Origin of the sequence: Streptomyces sp. SudanB182_2057, assembly GCF_964272715.1 — a bacterium.
GTDB classification, from domain to species: Bacteria; Actinomycetota; Actinomycetes; order Streptomycetales; family Streptomycetaceae; genus Streptomyces; species Streptomyces rubradiris.
In genome coordinates, this window is the sequence record NZ_OZ186798.1 from 3,565,920 (window position 1) to 3,587,321 (window position 21,402).

Here is a 21,402-nt window from a genome sequence, read left to right on the forward strand (position 1 = left end):
GGCTTGTCGAACTGTTGTGTTGACATACGGCTTTGAGACTTCCCTTACGGGCGCTCGCCCTCGGTCTCAGAGGGCAGCCCGTAGAGCCGACAACAGTCGACTATTTCCATAAAACATGAATATAAAATGGCTATGCTTCTCTTCCATGAGTCGTCAAGACGCCACTCCTGACGCGTCCGCCGCCATCGGGGCGGCCCTGTACGGCCTGGCCACCAGGGCCGCGAGACGCCTGCCCCGGGACATGAGCCTGACGTCCGCCGCCACCCTGGCCACCCTGGACCGGACCGGCCCGCAGCGCATCACCGACCTGGCCGCGGTCGAGGGCGTCACCCAGCCCGCGATGACCTCCCTGGTCCGGGTGTTGGAGGAGTCCGGCCTGGTCGAACGGCGGGACGACCCGTCCGACAAGCGGGTCAAGCTGGTGTACCTGACCGAGGCCGGCGCTTCCTATGTCCGGGCGCGCCGCCAGGCGGGCGTCCACGCGTTCGAGCGGTTGATCGGCAAGCTCACCGGCGACGAGATCGAGACGTTGGCGGCGGCCCTTCCGGCGCTGAGGCATCTGGCAGAACTCGAAAGCCAGGACCGCGAAGAGCGGAAGCGGTGACCGGACAGCCGGTCGGCGTGGACGCTGTGAAGGCGTTACCGGTGGCGTGTTCCGAGGCGCGGCCGCTGGTCCCCGCCCTGATGTTCATCGCTCTGGTCGTGACGGCGGTCGGCAGCCTCGGGACGCCGCTCATCACCAGCGTGGCGACCTCGTTCACGCTGGCGGTCGTCGTCGCCGGCAGCGCGCTCACCGTGCTGCCGCTGCCGCTGCCGTTCGCGTGGCTGCTGGCAGGCAGGGCGGCCCAGGGCATCGGGCTCGGGCTGACGGCGCTGATGATGGGCGTGGCCCGGAACCACCTCCCCGAGGAGCGCGGCGCGGCCGTGATCGCCCTGATCTCGGTGGTGCCGATCATCGGGGCCGGGGTCGGCTACCCGCTGGCCGCACTGCTCGCCGAGTTCGGCGGGGTACGGGCCGTACGTCGTCCGCAGCGTCGGGTACTCCCTGGGCAGCGCCATCGGCGGCCTGGTCCTCGCCGCAGGCACCGGCCCGGCCGCCTCTTCCCCGACGACGGCGCCTACACCACCGCGGCGCTGGTCGGCCCCGGCGCCATGGCGATCACGACGCTGACAAGCCTCGCCCTCGCCCGCCGACGCGCGTCCGAGACCAACCCGTAAGTCACATGCACTCGTCCCACACTGGAGGTTCCATGCCCAAGGGCTACTGGGTCAGCGTCTACCGCACCATTTCGGACCCTGAGAAGCTGGCTGCCTACAACAAGCTCGCCCGCCTGGCCGTCGAGGCCGGGGGCGGCCGGACCTTCGTCCTCGGCGGTCGGGTCGCGGCGTATGACGCCGGAATCGCCGAACGCACTGTCCTGGTCGAGTTCGACAGCTTCGAGCAAGCCGTCGCGACGCGCGAGAGCGCGGCCTACCAGGAGGCGCTGGCCGCCCTCGCCGACGGCGTCGAACGCGACTTCCGCATAGTCGAAGGCATCGACTGACCGAGGTCCGGCCGGATCTCCGCTACCCAAGGAACACCAGGGTGAAAGAACCCCACCAAGCCCCACCCCTCCCGCCCTCGGCGCAAACTCACTCAGGAGGGTGAACATCACCAACTTGGCTGGGTTTGGGGTTGGTTGTCTGCCCTACGCTCAGCGCGACACCACCGCAGACATACGTCGGCCCTCGCCGGGAGTAGCAATCCCGGGCGAGGGCCTGACCACCGAGGAAGGCTCCAACTTCCCGATGGATGTTGAGAACCCTAGCGCGCCCGCGCCCGCCCAGTCCCGCGTTACCGCCAACATGCACCCGAACCGGGGGCACACCGGCGGACTCGTCCACGACCACACCCGTCACACCACCCGCTTCACGGTGATCGGCAACCACCTCGTCCAGCACGCGGAGTTGTCCCTCCTCGCGATCGGCCTGGCGTGCCACATCCAGTCGCTGCCGTCCGGCGCCCGCGTCGGAGGCCCTGACCAGCGGCCTGCCACCGGAACCCCTGACCCGCCCGGCCGCCCTCCTGGCCCACCGCCTGACGACGGTCCTGCCGCCCCTCCCGCCGTACCGCACCCCCGAACCACCCCCGCCGGTCCGCCACCCCCTCCAGACGTGCGACACCTGTGACCGAGCCTTCCGGGCCCCCGAGCCCGGCCACTGCCGCGACTGCCGCACCGACCTCATGGAGGCCGCCTAGCATGAAAGCGACGATCCTTGACCCCGGGCACAGACGAGGAGCGGGCGCCATGAGCACGCAGGCCGACCACGGGGACGAGCTGATTCCCCGCCCCGCCCTGACTCCTGACGCCCTGCGCGCGGCCCTCGCCGTCGTGGCTCCCGGCCGCCTTCAGGAGATGCAGGCCACGAAGGACGACGCCTTCGCCAAGGCGGTCGAATGGCAGTCCCTGAGCCCGGTGCAGAGCTGGGTCCTCATGTGGGCCAGGGACATCGAGATCGCCCGCCGCCCCGACCTGTCCTCTCGCTACGCCCACGCCCAGAGCAACCTGGAACACGAGGACCCCGTCGTCGCGCAGGATGCCTTGAGAGAGCTGAGCGGCGTTCTCGACGAAGCCATGAAGGCAGTCAGGACGTGAGCTGGAAGTGGGAGTACGCGTTCGGCGCGGAGGAGGCCGCCCGCACCGCTCCCGCCGCCTTCCTCGCCGATGTGGCGCGAAAGGCGGAGGAGCTACTCCGAGCCGCCGAAACGCTCTACCTCCACGGCCCGGCACACCGGCAACCCGACCCGAAGGGCGGCGAGGTCATCGTGCCGGGCGGCATGTTCAGGTACCAGATCATCGTGCGCAGCGAGCGGCTGTACGTCGTCCAGATCACCTACCTCGGGTTCTGAACCACCCGGCGGCCCGCAACCGAAGTTCTCAGACCCGCCGGCTCTCCAGCGGCCCCAAGTACAGCTCCGGCAGTCCCCCCGTGTCGATCAGCAGGCGCTGGACCACCACCGTCGGGTCGACCATCCAGAACTTCAGGCGGTGGACGCCGGGTGAGGTCACCGTGTGGCGGGTGGCCGTGCGGTTGATGTTGTCCGAGGTGTTGCGGGCCCAGACCGTGTTCAGGGCGCCGTCGTCCGCGCCCTCCGTGATGTCCACCGTGCGGATCGGACCGTCGTCCAGGGAGATGCCGTAGCGCAGACCCGAGACGCCGGGGACGGCCGGGTTGCGGGGGGACAGGTACGCCCACACCGTCACCTCACCGGGGGCGGACAGCAGTGTCACCTCGTACTCCAGCCGCGGAGAGGTGCCGCCCGGGGTGCGGCTGGGCGAGGTCACCGGCCACGGCGTCACCCCCGCGCCCGTCCGGCCGATGTCCTCGATACGGCGCCACTGGCCGACCGCACGGTCATAGTGCTCGGCGTCGATCGCCACGTAGCCGCCGGCCTCCACGAAGCCCCGCGCCCGCACGGCCGACGGGCGCTCCGCCACGCAGCGGACCGGCACCGACGCGCCCGCGCCGCGCACCGTCAGGGTCGCCTCCGCGCGCCCCTTGGGGGCCCGGGACCAGTCGACCTCCACCTCCAGGCGGACCTGCTTCTCCACCCGGCCGCGCGGCCGGTCCACCCGCAGCCACGGCGCCGAGACCGAGACCTCGTAGGGGAAGGGGGTACGGCCCCGGTTGAAGATCTCCACGTACTGGCGGGGGCGGGTCTGGTACGGACTGAAGGGCGGGAGGGCCGCCGCCCCGGAGGAACCTCCCGGCCACCACTCGCCCTCGTCCTCCGCCCCGTCCACCGACACGCCCAGCTCCGCCGCCTCCGGCACCTCGATGCGGCGCACCGCCGGGAAGAGCACGTCGGGTATGGCCACGTTGTCCTTCTCCGGCTGCTGCCAGCCCGCGTTGGGGCCGTAGCGCTCCACATCGCCGTAGTCGATGTGCGGCTGGGTCTGGAAGCCCTGCCATTTGCCGTTCGCCACCCGGGAGTTGAAGCGGTCGGCGAGGGCGAAGTCCCGGTCGAGGCCCGCCTCCGCCTGGGCCGCGCGGTCGTTCGTCGCGGCCCGGCCCTGCGCCGCGTAGAGCAGGTTGGTGAACTCCGCCTGCCGCAGCTCGTACAGGTTCGCGGTCGCCGTCACCTCGTAGCCGGCCAGTTCGAACCACGCGTCCCGCAGCCGCTCCGGCAGCCGGCGCTCCACCCGCTCGGCGCGGCGGCCCAGCTCACGCCACTCCTCGGTGACCCGCTCCAGCTCCCGGTGCGCGAAGTAGTACGGGGTCTGCTGGTCGTCGTAGACGACCTCGTCGCCAGAGAGGGTGATCCGGCGGTTCAGCAGCTCCGGTTTGCGGCGGGCCTGGAGCCGGCCGTACTCCGCCAGCAGCGCCGCGATCTCCTTCGCCTGCGCCTCGCCGAAGTTCTGCCGGGCGTAACGTTCCTCCCACGCGCCGAGGCGTTCCAGGGGCAGACGGTCCGGGTCCCAGGCGTAGGAGAGGAAGAACTCCGTCGGGAGTTCGTTGCCCTTCAGGTCGCCGACGTTGACCACCCACAGGCCGTGGTTGCCGTAGGCGTGCGCCTGGTGGAGCTGGTCCCAGACGTTGCGCAGGTTCGCGGTGTCGACCCACTTGTAGTTGCGGCCGGCGCCGACGTAGTCGAAGTGGTAGTACAGGCCGAAGCCGCCGGCGCGCGGGCCGTCCGGGTGCTTGCGGATGTTGCCCCAGTTGTCGTCCGTGAGGACCACGGTGACGTCGTCGGGGGCGCGCAGGCCCCGGTCCCAGTAGCGCTGGACCTCCTTGTAGAGGGTCCACACCTGGGGCGTCTCGGCGGCCGGCTTCCCGGTCACCTCCTCGATGATGCGGCGCTGGTCGGCGATGATTTCCTGCATCAGTTCGATGCCGTCGCCGTCGGGCAGGCTGGTGTCGCCGTTGCCGCGCATGCCGAGGGTGACGACCCCTTCGAAGCCCTCGTCGACCATGCGCTGGATGCCGGCCCGCCAGTACGCGCGGATCGCCTCCGCGTTGCGGCGGTACGACCATTCGCCCGTGCCCCCGTAGGGGTCGGACCCCGAGCCCGCGTGCCGGTTCCACTCCTCGATGCCGCGCATCATCGGCGCCTCGTGGGAGGTGCCCATGACGATCCCGTACTGGGCGGCCCTGCGGTGGTTCTCCGGGTCGTCCTCGGCGAACGCCCGGCCCCAGACCGCCGGCCACAGGTAGTTGCCCTTCAGCCGCAGCAGGACCTCGAAGACCTTCGCGTAGAAGTCGGCGGTGAAGCCTCCGGGATATCCCGGTACCTTCCCGGGGCCGAAGTAGGCCGGGGCCCAGGTGCCGAGCGCCGGGTTCTCGTCGTTGATGAAGACGCCCCGGTACTTCACCACCGGGGTGCCCTGGGTGAACCGGCCGGGCTTCACCCACACCTGGTTCCGCCGCGTCGGCGGCACGTCGTCCCACCAGTGCCAGGGCGAGACCCCGATACCGTACGAGACGTCGTACGCCCCGAAGATCGTGCCCCGCGGATCGCTGCCGGCGATGACGAACGCCCGCTCCACGCCGGGCATCGGGTGGTCCACGACGGTCTGGAGCGAGGTCTCCCACTTGCCGCGCACGCCGGTCACGTCGAGCTTGCCGGAGCGGATCAGGCCGTCGATCAGCGGGCTGCGGCCGATCGTGCCGACCAGCACCGGGAAGCGGCCGATGGTCGTGCCCGGACGCACGCCGGTCACCCGCGCGAGGTCCTCACGGAGGTCCCCCGCGACCCGTACGACTCCGGGGTGATCCTCCTGGCTGACCACCACCGGCGCGCCCACCAGGGAGAACACCCCGCCCGTGAACGAGATGTACGACCCCGGGTCCGTCACCCGCAGCCCTCCCCCGGAACCGGACCCGGCCTCGGACCCGGACTCCGACCCGGACGCGGCCCCCGCCACCGGCCCCGACACCGCGGCCAGCCCGGCGCCCAGAACCGTCCCGCCCAGGACCGTCCTACGGCTGACGTGCGCAGACGACATACGGCACTCCTCCACTTCCCCACTCGCTCCCTATTTGCTCAGCGGCATGACAAATAGTGGGCGAGGCTGCGGCGCCGGGGAACGGGTCGGACGCACCGAATAGTTTCGAGCGCGCGGAGAATCCGGCGGGCCGGCGGGCGGAAAAGCAGAAGAGGCCCGTACGACCGGAGTCGTACGGGCCTCCCCTTAGGTCAGGTGCTGACCCTCAAGCAAGCGGAACTTACTTGACGATCTTGGTGACCTGGCCGGCGCCCACGGTGCGGCCACCCTCACGGATGGCGAACTTCAGGCCCTCTTCCATGGCGACGGGCTGGATGAGCTCCACCTTCATCTCGGTGTTGTCACCCGGCATGACCATCTCGGTGCCCTCGGGGAGGGTCACCACGCCGGTCACGTCCGTCGTGCGGAAGTAGAACTGCGGACGGTAGTTGTTGAAGAACGGCGTGTGGCGGCCACCCTCGTCCTTGGAGAGGATGTAGGCCTGCGCCTCGAACTCGGTGTGCGGGGTGACCGAGCCCGGCTTGATGATGACCTGGCCGCGCTCGACGTCCTCGCGCTTGATGCCACGGAGGAGCAGACCGACGTTCTCACCGGCCTGGCCCTCGTCGAGCAGCTTGCGGAACATCTCGATGCCGGTGACCGTGGTGGAGGTCTTCTCGGTCTTGATGCCGATGATGTCGACGTTCTCGTTGACCTTGAGGACACCACGCTCGATACGGCCGGTGACGACCGTACCGCGACCGGTGATGGTGAAGACGTCCTCGATCGGCATGAGGAACGGCTTGTCGACGTCGCGCTCCGGCTGCGGGATCGACTCGTCGACGGCCTTCATCAGCTCGAGGACGGAGTCCACCCACACCTGCTCGCCCTCGAGGGCCTTGAGCGCGGAGACCTTGACGACCGGAACGTCGTCGCCGGGGAACTCGTACTCGGAGAGGAGCTCACGGACCTCGAGCTCGACGAGCTCCAGGATCTCCTCGTCGTCCACCATGTCGGCCTTGTTCAGGGCGACGACGATGTACGGAACGCCGACCTGGCGGGCCAGGAGCACGTGCTCCTTGGTCTGCGGCATCGGGCCGTCGGTGGCGGCGACCACCAGGATCGCGCCGTCCATCTGCGCGGCACCGGTGATCATGTTCTTGATGTAGTCCGCGTGACCCGGGCAGTCGACGTGGGCGTAGTGACGCGCCTCGGTCTGGTACTCGACGTGCGCGATGGAGATGGTGATACCGCGCTGGCGCTCCTCGGGCGCCTTGTCGATGTTGTCGAACGGGGTGGCCTCGTTCAGGTCCGGGTACGCGTCGTGCAGCACCTTGGTAATGGCGGCCGTGAGGGTCGTCTTACCGTGGTCGATGTGACCGATGGTGCCGATGTTGACGTGCGGCTTAGTCCGCTCGAACTTCGCCTTCGCCACTGGGGTCCTCCTGTGGAGTGGTTCTGTACGCCTTACTTCATCGGCGCCAGGTGATCTTTGCTGTAAAGGCCCGGAACCCGGGGCAAACGCTCGCGATTGCGGACGTTTGCCCCTGGAGGCTCCGGAGTCAAGCCTACGGCGTGTTTACGCGGTGCGTTACTCGCCCTTGGCCTTCGCGATGATCTCCTCGGCGACGTTCCGCGGAACCTCGGCGTAGGAGTCGAACTGCATCGAGTAGCTTGCGCGACCCGACGTCTTGCTGCGGAGGTCGCCGACGTAGCCGAACATCTCCGACAGGGGCACGAGGCCCTTCACGACACGGGCACCGGCCCGCTCCTCCATGGCCTGGATCTGGCCACGACGGGAGTTGATGTCGCCGATGACCTCGCCCATGTAGTCCTCGGGCGTGGTGACCTCGACGGCCATCATCGGCTCGAGCAGCACGGGGCTGGCCTTGCGCGCGGCCTCCTTGAAGGCCTGCGAACCGGCGATCTTGAAGGCGAGCTCGGAGGAGTCGACCTCGTGGTAGGCGCCGTCGTGGAGGATGACACGGACACCGGTCATCTCGTAGCCGGCGAGGATGCCGAACTGCATGGCCTCCTGCGCACCGGCGTCCACCGAAGGGATGTACTCCTTCGGGATACGGCCACCGGTCACCTTGTTCACGAACTCGTACGAGGTGTCGCCGGCCTCGAGCGGCTCGATGCCGATCTGCACCTTCGCGAACTGACCGGTACCACCGGTCTGCTTCTTGTGGGTGTAGTCGACGCGCTCGACGGCCTTGCGGATCGTCTCGCGGTAGGCCACCTGCGGCTTGCCGACGTTGGCCTCGACCTTGAACTCGCGCTTCATGCGGTCGACGAGGACCTCGAGGTGAAGCTCGCCCATACCGCCGATGACGGTCTGGCCGGTCTCCTCGTTGGTGTGCACCTGGAAGGAGGGGTCCTCCTCCGCGAGACGCTGGATGGCGACACCCAGCTTCTCCTGGTCACCCTTGGACTTGGGCTCGATCGCGACCTCGATGACCGGCGCCGGGAAGTCCATGGACTCCAGGATCACCGGGTTCTTCTCGTCGCAGAGCGTCTCACCGGTGGTGGTCTGCTTCAGGCCCATGACGGCGACGATGTCGCCCGCGCCCACCGACTCGATCTCCTCACGCTTGTTGGCGTGCATGCGGTAGATCTTGCCGATGCGCTCCTTGCGGCCCTTGACGGAGTTCAGCACGGCGGTGCCGGACTCCAGGCGGCCGGAGTACACGCGGACGAAGGTGAGCTTGCCGAGGTGCGGGTCGCTCATGATCTTGAACGCGAGGGCGGCCAGCGGCTCGTCGTCCGACGGCTTGCGCTTGACGACCTCGTCCGGGTTGTTGACCGCGTGGCCCTCGATGGCCTCGATGTCGACCGGGGACGGCAGGTAGCGCACGACCGCGTCGAGCAGGGGCTGGACACCCTTGTTCTTGAACGCGGTACCGCAGAACACCGGGGTCACCGTGGTGCCGTCACCCTTGCCGGAGGCGATGGTGATACGACGGATCGCGGCGTACAGCTGCTCCACGGAAGGCTCCTCGCCCTCCAGGTACAGCTCCATGATCTCTTCGTCGTTCTCGGCCACGGCCTCGAGCAGCTTGCCGCGCCATTCCTCGGCAGCCTCGGTGTGGGTGTCCGGGATGTCGACGATGTCGTACATCTCGCCCTTGGTGGCCTCGGCGGACCAGACGAACGCCTTCATCGTCACCAGGTCGACGACGCCCTTGAAGTCCGCCTCGGCACCGATCGGCAGCTGCATGACCAGCGGCTGCGCGCCCAGACGGTCGGAGATCATGTCGACACAGCGGTGGAACTCGGCACCGGTGCGGTCGAGCTTGTTGACGAAGCAGATACGCGGCACGCCGTAGCGGTCCGCCTGACGCCACACGGTCTCGGACTGCGGCTCGACGCCGGCCACACCGTCGAACACCGTCACGGCACCGTCGAGCACGCGCAGGGAGCGCTCCACCTCGACGGTGAAGTCGACGTGACCCGGGGTGTCGATGATGTTGATGGTGTGGTCGACGTTCTCCAGCGGCCAGTGGCAGGTGGTGGCAGCAGAGGTGATCGTGATGCCACGCTCCTGCTCCTGCTCCATCCAGTCCATGGTGGCGGCGCCGTCGTGGACCTCACCGATCTTGTACGACACACCGGTGTAGAACAGGATCCGCTCGGTGGTGGTCGTCTTGCCCGCGTCGATGTGAGCCATGATGCCGATGTTGCGCACCTTGGCCAGGTCAAGTGAAGTGGTAGCCATAAGGCTTCAGTCTTCTCTCGGTCTCGATGTGGGTAGCGACTACCAGCGGTAGTGCGCGAAGGCCTTGTTGGACTCGGCCATCTTGTGGGTGTCCTCGCGCTTCTTCACGGCCGCACCGAGGCCGTTGGAGGCGTCGAGAAGCTCGTTGAGGAGACGCTCGGTCATGGTCTTCTCGCGACGGGCGCGGGAGTAACCGACCAGCCAGCGCAGCGCCAGGGTGTTGGCGCGGCCGGGCTTGACCTCGACCGGCACCTGGTAGGTGGCGCCACCGACACGGCGGGACTTGACCTCGAGGGTCGGCTTGATGTTCTCGAGAGCGCGCTTGAGCGTGATGACCGGGTCGTTGCCGGTCTTCTCGCGCAGGCCCTCCATGGCGCCGTAGACGATGCGCTCGGCGGTGGAGCGCTTGCCGTTCAGCAGCACCTTGTTGATCAGGGAGGTCACCAGAGGAGAGCCGTAGACCGGGTCGATGATGACCGGGCGCTTCGGGGCGGGGCCCTTACGAGGCATTCTTACTTCTCCTTCTTGGCGCCGTAACGGCTGCGAGCCTGCTTGCGGTTCTTGACACCCTGGGTGTCGAGCGAACCGCGGATGATCTTGTAGCGAACACCCGGCAGGTCCTTCACACGGCCGCCGCGCACGAGCACGATGGAGTGCTCCTGCAGGTTGTGTCCCTCACCCGGAATGTAAGCGGTGACCTCGATGCCGCTGGTCAGACGCACACGCGCGACCTTGCGGAGGGCCGAGTTCGGCTTCTTCGGGGTGGTCGTGAACACACGCGTGCAGACGCCGCGACGCTGGGGCGAACCCTCGAGTGCGGGCGTCTTGTTCTTTTCGACCTTGTCCTGCCGGCCCTTGCGGACCAGCTGCTGGATCGTAGGCACTACTTCTCCGGTTTCTGTGTGCCGATGGGTACAGCTAACCTGGAACGTCGCCGACCCACGCGGTCGGGTGTGTCGAATCCGCCGGACTCCCGCCGCAAGACGGAAAAGGCGCGAATTACGGTGGCCGCTCGTGACTCGCCGCACGGTTTGGAGGCACGCACAGGAGCCAGGGCACACCCCAGGCACAAGGTCTGAGCGTACCTACCTCATTCGCTGCGGTCAAAACAAATGGGGCCCACCCCAACCGGTCAGGCCCGGGCTGTGCGCACGGTCACTTCCCCGACATCTCCAAGTGACGCCGGATCAATCGGATGTCCTCTCGGTCCTTCGGCCGGTCGAGCCTTTCCTTCCAGGCCAGGACGTCACTCAGCGGAGAGAAGGGGATCCCCTCCACCCATTCCGCGGCCTCGATCATCGCGTCCGGCCCCGGAGAGCCCGGGAGCCAGCGGTCGAACACCTCGATGTCCCCGCCGGAGAGCGACACCAGACAGCCGTACCCGGACAGCGGGAGCGACGGTTCCCCGAGGCGCAGAACCGCCTTCCACGCATCGCCCCTCGCGACGACGTCGAGATCGCGTTTCACGTCGCGCAGACCGTGAGCGAGCAGCGGGCCGCTGCCCGTCACCACGTAGTCCTCCGCCGGCAGCGCCAGCGAGGACAGCTCACGAATCAGGGGGTGCCCGGACAGTGCCAAGGCATCCTCCCGCCCTTGGAGGACAGACAGCCCGGCCGCCGACCGCGCCGCCATGCCCATGGCCAGTGCCGCTATGACACTGGCCAGAGTACCGATCAGGAGGCATTCGGAGGCGTGCTTGCCGTGTTCCGCGTTCGGGACCCTGATGAGCGACTTGGCCGCCAGCACCAGCGCGGCGGCCTCCGGCTGGACTCCGCCGGCGATCCAGGTCACCAGAAGCAACGCAGTGCCGGTGGCGGCTGTCCCCCACCGAGTCGGCGTGCCGGGCGTCCGAGACCCCTACGAGCCGACGTCGGGACTCTCCCGGGGACTGCCGGTTAGATCGCCCCCAGAGCGACCGGAACGGCGGCACACAGCGCCTCCCAGGGCCGCACGTGGTCCCCGCACGGGGAAACGGCGTAGCCGCCGTACAGGACCACCAGAAGGACCGTCGATCCGGGACGTGAGCGGTGCCATCCCTGGCCCGGCGGCATGACCAGCGCCGCCACCAGGCCGGAGAAGACGCGCGCGACTTCCACCGACGCCCCAGCTTCCTTGCCGTACAGAGAAGTTCGTCGACGGATCGGAGTGTGCGGACACGCCGAAGGGCGGCCACCCCAACGGAGTGGCCGCCCCTCAGGCTGCTCGCTTACTGGTTGTACGGACCGTAGTCGTAGTCCTCCAGCGGGACGGCCTGGCCGGAGCCGGTGCCGAACGGCGAGTAGTCGATGTCGTCGTAGCCGACGGCCGAGTACATCGCGGCCTTGGCCTCCTCGGTCGGCTCGACCCGGATGTTGCGGTAGCGGGACAGACCCGTACCGGCCGGGATGAGCTTACCGATGATGACGTTCTCCTTGAGGCCGATGAGGCTGTCGGACTTGGCGTTGATCGCCGCGTCCGTCAGGACTCGGGTCGTCTCCTGGAAGGAGGCGGCCGACAGCCAGGATTCCGTCGCCAGCGAGGCCTTGGTGATACCCATCAGCTGCGGACGACCGGAGGCCGGGTGACCGCCCTCCTGGACCACACGACGGTTCTCCTGCTCGAAGCGGGAGCGCTCGACCAGCTCGCCGGGCAGCAGCTCGGCGTCGCCGGACTCGATGATCGTCACGCGGCGCAGCATCTGCCGGATGATGATCTCGATGTGCTTGTCGTGGATCGACACACCCTGCGAGTTGTACACCTTCTGGACCTCGCCGACCAGGTGGACCTGGACGGCGCGCTGACCCAGGATGCGCAGCACGTCGTGCGGGTTGGTGGCACCCACGGTGAGCTGCTGGCCCACCTCGACGTGGTCGCCCTCGCGGACCAGGACCTTGGCACGCTTCGAGATCGGGTACGCCGTCTCGTCGCTGCCGTCGTCCGGGGTGACGACGATCTTCTTGGTCTTCTCGGTCTCCTCGATGCGGACGCGACCGGACGCCTCGGAGATCGGGGCGACACCCTTCGGGGTACGGGCCTCGAAGAGCTCGACGACACGCGGCAGACCCTGGGTGATGTCGTCACCGGCCACACCACCGGTGTGGAAGGTACGCATCGTCAGCTGGGTACCGGGCTCACCGATGGACTGGGCGGCGATGATGCCGACCGCCTCACCGATGTCGACCAGCTTGCCGGTGGCGAGCGAACGGCCGTAGCACATCGCGCAGGTGCCGACGGCGGACTCGCAGGTCAGGACCGAGCGGGTCTTGACCTCCTCGACGCCGCGGGAGACCAGTTCCTCGATGAGGACGTCGCCCAGGTCGGTGCCGGCCGGGGCCAGCACCTGGCCGTCGACCACGATGTCCTCGGCGAGGCAGCGCGCGTACACGGACGTCTCGACGTTCTCCGCCTTGCGCAGCACGCCGTCGGCGCCACGCTCGGCGATCATCAGGCGCAGACCGCGCTCGGTGCCGCAGTCCTCCTCGCGGATGATGACGTCCTGCGAGACGTCCACCAGACGACGGGTGAGGTAACCCGAGTCGGCGGTACGCAGGGCGGTGTCCGCCAGACCCTTACGGGCACCGTGGGTGGAGATGAAGTACTCCAGCACGGACAGGCCCTCACGGAAGGACGCCTTGATGGGACGCGGGATCGTCTCGTTCTTGGCGTTCGACACCAGACCACGCATACCGGCGATCTGCCGCATCTGCATCATGTTTCCTCGGGCACCCGAGTCAACCATCATGAAGATGGGGTTCGTCTTGGGGAAGTTCTCGTTCATCGCCTCGGCGACCTCGTTGGTCGCCTTGGTCCAGATCGCGATGAGCTCCTGAGTGCGCTCTTCCTTGGTGATCAGACCGCGCTCGTACTGCTTCTGGACCTTCTCGTCCTGCGCCTCGTAGCCGCGGACGATCTCCTTCTTCGCCTCGGGGACGACGACGTCGGAGATGGCCACGGTGACACCGGAACGGGTCGCCCAGTAGAAGCCGGCCGCCTTCAGGTTGTCGAGCGTCGCCGCCACGATGACCTTGGGGTAGCGCTCGGCCAGGTCGTTGACGATCTCGGAGAGCTGCTTCTTGCCCACCGAGTAGTCGACGAACGGGTAGTCCTCGGGCAGCAACTCGTTGAAGAGCGCGCGGCCCAGGGTGGTACGCAGGCGGAACGAGTCACCCTGCTGCCACTCGGGCTCGCCCTCCTCGCGGGCCGGCGGCGTCCAGCCCCGCGGCGGGATGGTGCCCACCGGGAAGCGGATGTCGATCTGCGACTGCAGCGCCAGCTCGCCGGCGTCGAACGCCATGATCGCCTCGGCCGTGGAGCCGAACGCGCGGCCCTCGCCCTTGGTGTCGCGCAGCTCGCCGTCGGTGGTGAGGAAGAACAGACCGAGGACCATGTCCTGGGTCGGCATCGTCACCGGACGGCCGTCGGCGGGCTTGAGGATGTTGTTCGAGGACAGCATCAGGATGCGGGCCTCGGCCTGCGCCTCCGCGGACAGCGGCAGGTGCACGGCCATCTGGTCACCGTCGAAGTCCGCGTTGAACGCGGTGCACACGAGCGGGTGGATCTGGATGGCCTTGCCCTCGACCAGCTGCGGCTCGAAGGCCTGGATGCCGAGGCGGTGCAGGGTGGGAGCACGGTTCAGCAGCACCGGGTGCTCGGCGATGACCTCTTCGAGGACGTCGTACACGACCGTGCGGCCGCGCTCCACCATGCGCTTGGCGCTCTTGATGTTCTGCGCGTGGTTCAGGTCCACCAGGCGCTTCATCACGAACGGCTTGAACAGCTCCAGCGCCATCGCCTTGGGCAGACCGCACTGGTGCAGCTTCAGCTGCGGGCCGACGACGATGACGGAACGCGCCGAGTAGTCGACACGCTTGCCGAGCAGGTTCTGACGGAATCGGCCCTGCTTGCCCTTCAGCATGTCGCTGAGGGACTTCAGCGGACGGTTGCCGGGGCCCGTGACCGGGCGACCGCGACGGCCGTTGTCGAAGAGCGCGTCGACGGCCTCCTGGAGCATGCGCTTCTCGTTGTTCACGATGATCTCGGGCGCGCCGAGGTCGAGAAGCCGCTTCAGGCGGTTGTTGCGGTTGATCACACGGCGGTACAGGTCGTTCAGGTCGGAGGTCGCGAAGCGGCCACCGTCCAGCTGCACCATCGGACGCAGGTCCGGCGGGATGACCGGGACGCAGTCCAGGACCATGCCCTTGGGGCTGTTGGAGGTCTGCAGGAACGCGGAGACGACCTTCAGCCGCTTCAGGGCGCGGGTCTTCTTCTGGCCCTTGCCGGTGCGGATGATCTCGCGGAGCTTCTCGGCCTCCTCGTCGAGGTCGAAGGACTCCAGGCGCTTCTGCAGCGCGGCGGCGCCCATCGAGCCGTCGAAGTAGGTGCCGAAGCGGTCGCGCAGCTCGCGGTAGAGCAGTTCGTCGCCCTCGAGGTCCTGGACCTTGAGGTTCTTGAACCGGTTCCACACCTCGTCGAGGCGGTCGATCTCGCGCTGCGCGCGGTCGCGCAGCTGCTTCATCTCGCGCTCGGCACCCTCGCGCACCTTGCGGCGCACGTCGGCCTTGGCGCCCTCGGCCTCCAGCTCGGCCAGGTCGGTCTCGAGCTTCTTGGCGCGGGCCTCCAGGTCGGCGTCGCGGCGGTTCTCGATCTGCTGACGCTCGACCGAGACGTGCGCCTCCAGGGAGGGCAGGTCGCGCTGACGGCGCTCCTCGTCGACGTACGTGATCATGTACGCCGCGAAGTAGATGACCTTCTCGAGGTCCTTGGGCGCCAGGTCCAGCAGGTAGCCGAGGCGCGAGGGGACACCCTTGAAGTACCAGATGTGGGTGACGGGGGCGGCCAGCTCGATGTGGCCCATCCGCTCACGGCGCACCTTGGCGCGCGTGACCTCGACGCCACAGCGCTCGCAGATGATGCCCTTGAAGCGGACGCGCTTGTACTTGCCGCAGTAGCACTCCCAGTCCCGGGTCGGACCGAAGATCTTCTCGCAGAAGAGTCCGTCCTTCTCGGGCTTGAGGGTGCGGTAGTTGATGGTCTCGGGCTTCTTGACCTCGCCGTGGCTCCACTGACGGATGTCGTCAGCGGTGGCCAGGCCGATCCGGAGCTCGTCGAAGAAGTTGACGTCGAGCACTATGCGTCAATCCCTCTCAGGGTCGTAAGTCTGTGGTCTGTACGGGGGCCTGGGGGTCGGCGGGGCCCCTGGTCGGTCAGGGGCCCCGCCGGCTCCCGTCAGACCTCTTCGACGCTGCTCGGCTCGCGCCGGGACAGGTCGATACCGAGCTCCTCCGCAGCGCGGAAGACGTCCTCGTCGGTGTCGCGCATCTCGATGGACATACCGTCGCTGGACAGCACCTCCACATTCAGGCAGAGCGACTGCATCTCCTTGATGAGCACCTTGAAGGACTCGGGGATGCCGGGCTCGGGGATGTTCTCGCCCTTGACGATGGCCTCGTAGACCTTCACGCGGCCGGTGACGTCGTCGGACTTGATGGTCAGCAGCTCCTGCAGCGCGTAAGCGGCGCCGTAGGCCTCGAGTGCCCACACCTCCATCTCACCGAACCGCTGGCCACCGAACTGGGCCTTACCACCCAGCGGCTGCTGGGTGATCATCGAGTACGGGCCGGTCGAACGGGCGTGCAGCTTGTCGTCGACCAGGTGGTGCAGCTTCAGGATGTACATGTAGCCGACCGAGATCGGGTCCGGGAACGGCTCACCGCTGCGGCCGTCGAACAGCCGCGCCTTGCCGGACGGGAGCACCATGCGCTCGCCGTCGCGGTTCGGGATGGTGTGCTGCAGCAGACCCGCCAGCTCGTCCTCGCGGGCACCGTCGAAGACCGGGGTGGCGACGTTGGTGCGCGGGGCGACCTTGTCGGCACCGATGGCCTGCAGGCGCTGCGCCCACTCGTCGGCGAGGCCGGAGACGTCCCAGCCGCGGCTGGCGAGCCAGCCGAGGTGGATCTCCAGGACCTGTCCCGGGTTCATTCGGGACGGCACACCCAGCGGGTTGAGGATGATGTCGACCGGGGTGCCGTCCTCCAGGAACGGCATGTCCTCGATCGGCAGGATCTTGGAGATGACACCCTTGTTGCCGTGGCGGCCGGCGAGCTTGTCACCGTCGGTGATCTTGCGCTTCTGCGCGACGTAGACGCGGACCAGCTGGTTCACGCCCGGCGGCAGCTCGTCGCCCTCCTCGCGGTCGAAGACGCGCACGCCGATGACCTTGCCGGTCTCGCCGTGCGGCACCTTCAGCGAGGTGTCGCGGACCTCACGGGCCTTCTCACCGAAGATCGCGCGCAGCAGGCGCTCCTCGGGCGTCAGCTCGGTCTCACCCTTCGGGGTGACCTTGCCGACGAGGATGTCACCGGCGATGACCTCGGCGCCGATGCGGATGATGCCGCGCTCGTCGAGGTCGGCGAGGACCTCCTCGGAGACGTTCGGGATGTCCCGGGTGATCTCCTCGGGGCCGAGCTTGGTGTCACGGGCGTCGACCTCGTGCTCCTCGATGTGGATCGAGGAGAGGACGTCGTCCTGCACGAGGCGCTGCGACAGGATGATCGCGTCCTCGTAGTTGTGACCCTCCCACGGCATGAACGCCACGAGCAGGTTCTTGCCGAGGGCCATCTCGCCGTTCTGGGTGGCCGGGCCGTCGGCGAGGACCTGGCCCTCGATGACGCGGTCGCCCTCGTTGACGATGACCTTCTGGTTGACCGAGGTGCCCTGGTTGGAGCGGGCGAACTTGGCCAGGCGGTACGTGATGTACGTGCCGTCGTCGTTGGCGGTGGTGATGTAGTCCGCGGAGACCTCCTGGACCACACCGGCCTTCTCGGCCTTGACGACGTCGCCGGCGTCGACGGCGGAGCGGTACTCCATGCCGGTACCGACGAGCGGGGCCTCCGACTTAATCAGCGGAACGGCCTGGCGCATCATGTTCGCGCCCATGAGGGCACGGTTGGCGTCGTCGTGCTCGAGGAACGGGATCATGGCGGTCGCGACCGACACCATCTGGCGCGGCGAGACGTCCATGTAGTCCACGTCCTCGGGGCCGACGTAGTCGACCTCGCCGCCGCGGCGGCGGACCAGGACGCGGTTCTCCTCGAAGCGGAGGTCGCTGGTCAGCGGCGCGTTGGCCTGCGCGATGACGAAGCGGTCCTCTTCGTCGGCGGTCAGGTAGTCGACCTCGTCGGTGACCTGGCCGTCGATGACCTTGCGGTACGGGGTCTCGACGAAACCGAACGCGTTGACCCGGCCGTAGGAGGCGAGCGAGCCGATCAGACCGATGTTCGGGCCTTCGGGCGTCTCGATCGGGCACATGCGGCCGTAGTGCGAGGGGTGCACGTCACGGACCTCGAAGCCGGCCCGCTCACGGGACAGACCACCGGGGCCGAGCGCCGACAGACGGCGCTTGTGCGTCAGACCAGACAGCGGGTTGTTCTGGTCCATGAACTGCGACAGCTGGCTGGTGCCGAAGAACTCCTTGATGGAGGCGACGACCGGCCGGATGTTGATCAGGGTCTGCGGCGTGATCGCCTCGACGTCCTGGGTCGTCATGCGCTCGCGCACGACGCGCTCCATACGGGCCAGACCCGTGCGGACCTGGTTCTGGATCAGCTCGCCGACGCTGCGCAGGCGGCGGTTGCCGAAGTGGTCGATGTCGTCCGTCTCGACGACGACCGTCTCGCCGTTGTCACCGGAGGTCTCGGTCTCGCCGGCGTGCAGCTTCACCAGGTACTTGATCGTCGCGATGATGTCCTCGACGGTCAGGATGCCCGCGTCCAGCGGGGTGTCCGTACCCAGCTTCTTGTTGACCTTGTAGCGGCCGACCTTGGCGAGGTCGTAGCGCTTGGGGTTGAAGTAGAGGTTCTCCAGCAGCGTCTGCGCGGCCTCGCGCGTGGGGGGCTCGCCCGGGCGCAGCTTGCGGTAGATGTCGAGCAGCGCGTCGTCCTGGCCCTGGGTGTGGTCCTTCTCCAGGGTGGCGCGCATCGACTCGTAGTCGCCGAACTCCTCAAGGATCTGCTCGGTGGTCCAGCCGAGCGCCTTCAGCAGCACGGTGACCGACTGCTTGCGCTTGCGGTCGATGCGGACACCGACCATGTCGCGCTTGTCGATCTCCATCTCCAGCCAGGCACCCCGGGACGGGATGATCTTGGCGGAGAAGATGTCCTTGTCGGACGTCTTGTCGATGCTGGAGTCGAAGTAGACACCGGGGGAACGGACCAGCTGCGACACCACGACACGCTCGGTGCCGTTGATGACGAAAGTGCCCTTGTTCGTCATGAGCGGGAAGTCGCCCATGAAGACCGTCTGGGACTTGATCTCACCGGTCTCGTTGTTGGTGAACTCGGCGGTGACGAAGAGCGGGGCGGCGTACGTGAAGTCGCGCTCCTTGCACTCGTCGATCGAGTTCTTCGGCGGCTCGAAGCGGTGGTCCCGGAACGTCAGCGACATCGACCCGGAGAAGTCCTCGATCGGGGAGATCTCCTCGAAGATCTCCTCCAGACCGGACTTGGTGGGGACGTCCTGACCGTTCTCCAGAGCCTCCTCGACCCGAGTCTGCCAGGCGGTGTTGCCGAGCAGCCAGTCAAAGCTCTCGGTCTGCAGCGCGAGCAGGTTCGGAACCTCGAGGGGCTCCTTGATCTTTGCAAAGGAGATGCGCAGCGGGGCGGTGCTGGCGCCGTTGTTCGTATTCGCGGTCGAGGCAGTGCGCGAGGCGGCCAAGAGGGGGTCCTTCCGAGGGCTCGGACTCACTACGCGCGTACCGGTCCCTCTCCTGTACACAGGGACGGAAACCCCAGGTCGGGGGGCATCGGTCGACTGTGCTCAAGTGAGGGCAGACCCCTGGTGACGGGCAGGGGACAGCTAACAGGCAGCGCAAAGGGTCAGTGTAGCCACTTGGCACACTGATGTCCAGCGCGGGTTTTCGAAGACCCTCGTTGTGCTCAACGCCTCTCTCAACGCCCTCGGCATCCTGCCCTCAACGCACGTTGATACTGCCCTCTTCGTCGTCGATCCATGCCTCGGATTCGGATCCTTGTGACGACGCGTCCTGAGAATTGCGCGCTGCGTGCGGTTCGTCAAGGGTTCCTTGCCGGAACCGGGGCGTCCGGAGACACGACGAAGATCACCTTACCCCGCACGAACACAGGTGCAAGGCAGCCCTCGCCAGGCTCCGGGGAACGCCGAAGGGCGACCACCCAGATGGATGATCGCCCTTCGGTGCGTTCGCGTTACAGCCCTAGCGGGCCGCTGTGGCGCTCGCGAAGGTCTTACTTGACCTCGACGGAGGCACCGGCGCCCTTGAGGGCCTCGGCGGCCTTGTCAGCGGCCTCCTTGTTGACCTTCTCGAGGACCGGCTTCGGGGTGCCGTCGACGAGGTCCTTGGCCTCCTTCAGACCCAGGGAGGTCAGCTCACGCACGACCTTGATGACCTGGATCTTCTTGTCGCCGGCGCCGGTGAGGATGACGTCGAACTCGTCCTTCTCCTCCTCGGCCTCGGCGGCAGCACCGCCGGCGGCACCGCCGGCCACGACGACCGGGGCGGCAGCGGCAGCGGTGACGTCGAACTTCTCCTCGAACGCCTTCACGAACTCGGAGAGCTGGATCAGGGTCATGCCCTCGAACTCGGCGAGCAGTTCGTCCTGGGTGAGAGCCATGATGGCTTTCCTTCCACTAAATCGGCTGGTGCCGGATGTACATGAATGGCGGGCGTACGTTCGGCCCGCTACGACCGCTGCCTGGCGGCGGCGGTCATGATGCGAGCCGAATTACTCGGCACCGCCCTGCTCGGCCTGCTTGGCGCGCAGCGCGTCCACGGTGCGGACGAGCTTCGACGGCAGCGCCTGGAAGACGGAGGCAGCCTGGGACTGCTTCGCCTTGAAGGCACCGGCCAGCTTGCTGAGCAGAACCTCGCGGGACTCGAGGTCCGCAAGCTTCTTGATCTCGTCGGCGGACAGCGCCTTGCCGTCAAGGACACCGCCCTTGATGACGAGATTCGGGTTCTCCTTGGCGAAGTCACGCAGACCCTTCGCCGACTCCACCGGGTCACCGGTGACGAAGGCGACGGCCGTCGGGCCAGCGAAGAGCTGGTCCTCCAGCGTGATCCCGGCCTCCTTGGCCGCAATCTTGGTCAGCGTGTTCTTCACCACGGCGTACTGGGCGTTCTCACCGAGCGACCGGCGCAGCGTCTTGAGCTGCGCCACGGTGAGACCGCGGTACTCGGTCAGCACGGCGGCGTTGGAGCTGCGGAACTTGTCCGTCAGCTCCGCAACCGCGGCAGCCTTGTCGGGCCTCGCCATAGAGCCTCGGCCTCCTTCCGGGTGATTCGGACCGCGCGGACCCGAAGGAGGACTGGGGAAAACGAAACGCCCCGGCGCAGGCGCACGGGGCGGACTCGACCGGTCTGCACGCGCTCGGCGGGCACTCCGGGAGTACTTCCACTGTCACCTGCGCGGGTCGTCCACTTTTCAGCGGATCCTTCGGCCACCGCACCCTCATGCGAGCGCACGGCAACGACCAGCGGTCTTTGGCTTCCCCCAGAGAGTACGGGACCGGATCGCCACGGAGCAAATCGGGCCGTTTGGGGGTGGGCCGCGATGGGGAAAGGGCGGCCCGGCCCGGCCGGGGGCCGGGGGCCGGGGGCCGGGGGCCGGGGGCCGGGGGCCGGGGGCCGGGGGCCGGGGGCCGGGGGCCGGGGGCCGGGGGCCGGGGGCCGGGGCCTGAGCAGGGCCAAGTGGCAGGGCGGCCCCA

Annotated in this window: 16 protein-coding genes and 1 pseudogene; 6 read left to right on the forward strand and 11 right to left on the reverse strand. The window is 67.9% G+C overall.

Going from position 1 to position 21,402, the window contains the following annotated elements:
• Nucleotides 1-145 precede the first annotated feature (145 nt).
• The 6 genes and pseudogenes from ACSURM_RS15305 to ACSURM_RS15330 all read left to right on the forward strand — a co-directional run bounded on the left by ACSURM_RS15305 (nt 146) and on the right by ACSURM_RS15330 (nt 2,890).
• Nucleotides 146-604: a MarR family winged helix-turn-helix transcriptional regulator gene (locus ACSURM_RS15305; RefSeq protein WP_436955537.1), complete on the forward strand. Its 459-nt coding sequence runs from the start codon at nt 146-148 to the stop codon at nt 602-604.
• Nucleotides 601-1,218, forward strand: coding sequence for a hypothetical protein (locus ACSURM_RS15310; protein WP_436955539.1), 618 nt, complete (start codon nt 601-603; stop codon nt 1,216-1,218). The genes ACSURM_RS15305 and ACSURM_RS15310 overlap by 4 nt, the downstream gene beginning before the upstream one ends.
• A gap of 32 nt (nt 1,219-1,250) precedes the next feature.
• Nucleotides 1,251-1,544 (forward strand): DUF1330 domain-containing protein, encoded by a 294-nt coding sequence (locus ACSURM_RS15315; protein ID WP_030778491.1) that lies wholly within the window; start codon nt 1,251-1,253, stop codon nt 1,542-1,544.
• Between the two features lie 244 nt (nt 1,545-1,788).
• A pseudogene (locus ACSURM_RS15320) lies at nt 1,789-2,239 on the forward strand (hypothetical protein).
• A gap of 49 nt (nt 2,240-2,288) precedes the next feature.
• Nucleotides 2,289-2,636, forward strand: a complete 348-nt coding sequence (locus tag ACSURM_RS15325) for a hypothetical protein (protein ID WP_436955541.1) — start codon at nt 2,289-2,291, stop codon at nt 2,634-2,636.
• Nucleotides 2,633-2,890, forward strand: a complete 258-nt coding sequence (locus tag ACSURM_RS15330) for a hypothetical protein (protein WP_436955543.1) — start codon at nt 2,633-2,635, stop codon at nt 2,888-2,890. The genes ACSURM_RS15325 and ACSURM_RS15330 overlap by 4 nt, the downstream gene beginning before the upstream one ends.
• Nucleotides 2,891-2,918: 28 nt before the next feature.
• Here ACSURM_RS15330 and ACSURM_RS15335 read toward each other — a convergent pair whose 3' ends face one another.
• The 11 genes from ACSURM_RS15335 to rplJ all read right to left on the reverse strand — a co-directional run bounded on the left by ACSURM_RS15335 (nt 2,919) and on the right by rplJ (nt 20,951).
• A complete protein-coding gene (locus ACSURM_RS15335; RefSeq protein ID WP_436955545.1) occupies nt 2,919-5,987 on the reverse strand; it encodes a glycosyl hydrolase 115 family protein in 3,069 nt (1,022 codons plus the stop codon).
• 220 nt (nt 5,988-6,207) lie between these two features.
• Nucleotides 6,208-7,401: an elongation factor Tu gene (gene tuf, locus ACSURM_RS15340; protein ID WP_436955547.1), complete on the reverse strand. Its 1,194-nt coding sequence runs from the start codon at nt 7,399-7,401 to the stop codon at nt 6,208-6,210.
• Nucleotides 7,402-7,557: 156 nt separating this feature from the next.
• Complete coding sequence (gene fusA / locus ACSURM_RS15345) at nt 7,558-9,684, reverse strand: elongation factor G (RefSeq protein WP_436955549.1); 2,127 nt, start codon at nt 9,682-9,684, stop codon at nt 7,558-7,560.
• Between the two features lie 39 nt (nt 9,685-9,723).
• The gene (gene rpsG / locus ACSURM_RS15350) at nt 9,724-10,194 is read right to left on the reverse strand and encodes a 30S ribosomal protein S7 (RefSeq protein WP_003998848.1); all 471 of its coding nucleotides are present in this window, start codon (nt 10,192-10,194) and stop codon (nt 9,724-9,726) included.
• A gap of 2 nt (nt 10,195-10,196) precedes the next feature.
• Nucleotides 10,197-10,568, reverse strand: a complete 372-nt coding sequence (gene rpsL / locus ACSURM_RS15355; RefSeq protein WP_003948652.1) for a 30S ribosomal protein S12 — start codon at nt 10,566-10,568, stop codon at nt 10,197-10,199.
• Nucleotides 10,569-10,839: 271 nt separating this feature from the next.
• Nucleotides 10,840-11,475, reverse strand: coding sequence for a hypothetical protein (locus tag ACSURM_RS15360; RefSeq protein ID WP_436955551.1), 636 nt, complete (start codon nt 11,473-11,475; stop codon nt 10,840-10,842).
• Nucleotides 11,476-11,579: 104 nt separating this feature from the next.
• Nucleotides 11,580-11,780: a hypothetical protein gene (locus tag ACSURM_RS15365; RefSeq protein WP_436955553.1), complete on the reverse strand. Its 201-nt coding sequence runs from the start codon at nt 11,778-11,780 to the stop codon at nt 11,580-11,582.
• A gap of 110 nt (nt 11,781-11,890) precedes the next feature.
• Complete coding sequence (locus tag ACSURM_RS15370) at nt 11,891-15,790, reverse strand: DNA-directed RNA polymerase subunit beta' (RefSeq protein WP_359051362.1); 3,900 nt, start codon at nt 15,788-15,790, stop codon at nt 11,891-11,893.
• Between the two features lie 98 nt (nt 15,791-15,888).
• Nucleotides 15,889-19,374 (reverse strand): DNA-directed RNA polymerase subunit beta, encoded by a 3,486-nt coding sequence (rpoB, locus tag ACSURM_RS15375; RefSeq protein ID WP_436955555.1) that lies wholly within the window; start codon nt 19,372-19,374, stop codon nt 15,889-15,891.
• Between the two features lie 548 nt (nt 19,375-19,922).
• Complete coding sequence (rplL, locus tag ACSURM_RS15380) at nt 19,923-20,309, reverse strand: 50S ribosomal protein L7/L12 (protein WP_030601294.1); 387 nt, start codon at nt 20,307-20,309, stop codon at nt 19,923-19,925.
• A gap of 111 nt (nt 20,310-20,420) precedes the next feature.
• Complete coding sequence (rplJ, locus tag ACSURM_RS15385; RefSeq protein ID WP_030601305.1) at nt 20,421-20,951, reverse strand: 50S ribosomal protein L10; 531 nt, start codon at nt 20,949-20,951, stop codon at nt 20,421-20,423.
• Between the last annotated feature and the right edge of the window lie 451 nt (nt 20,952-21,402).

Excerpts from the sequence above, each read along its gene's own strand:
- ACSURM_RS15305 (WP_436955537.1), top strand. The coding sequence starts at position 146 with ATGAGTCGTCAAGACGCCACTCCTGACGCGTCCGCCGCCATCGGGGCG.
- ACSURM_RS15315 (WP_030778491.1), top strand. The coding sequence starts at position 1,251 with ATGCCCAAGGGCTACTGGGTCAGCGTCTACCGCACCATTTCGGACCCT.
- ACSURM_RS15325 (WP_436955541.1), top strand. The coding sequence starts at position 2,289 with ATGAGCACGCAGGCCGACCACGGGGACGAGCTGATTCCCCGCCCCGCC.
- ACSURM_RS15335 (WP_436955545.1), bottom strand. The coding sequence starts at position 5,987 with ATGTCGTCTGCGCACGTCAGCCGTAGGACGGTCCTGGGCGGGACGGTT.
- fusA (WP_436955549.1), bottom strand. The coding sequence starts at position 9,684 with ATGGCTACCACTTCACTTGACCTGGCCAAGGTGCGCAACATCGGCATC.
- rpsG (WP_003998848.1), bottom strand. The coding sequence starts at position 10,194 with ATGCCTCGTAAGGGCCCCGCCCCGAAGCGCCCGGTCATCATCGACCCG.
- rplL (WP_030601294.1), bottom strand. The coding sequence starts at position 20,309 with ATGGCTCTCACCCAGGACGAACTGCTCGCCGAGTTCGAGGGCATGACC.
- rplJ (WP_030601305.1), bottom strand. The coding sequence starts at position 20,951 with ATGGCGAGGCCCGACAAGGCTGCCGCGGTTGCGGAGCTGACGGACAAG.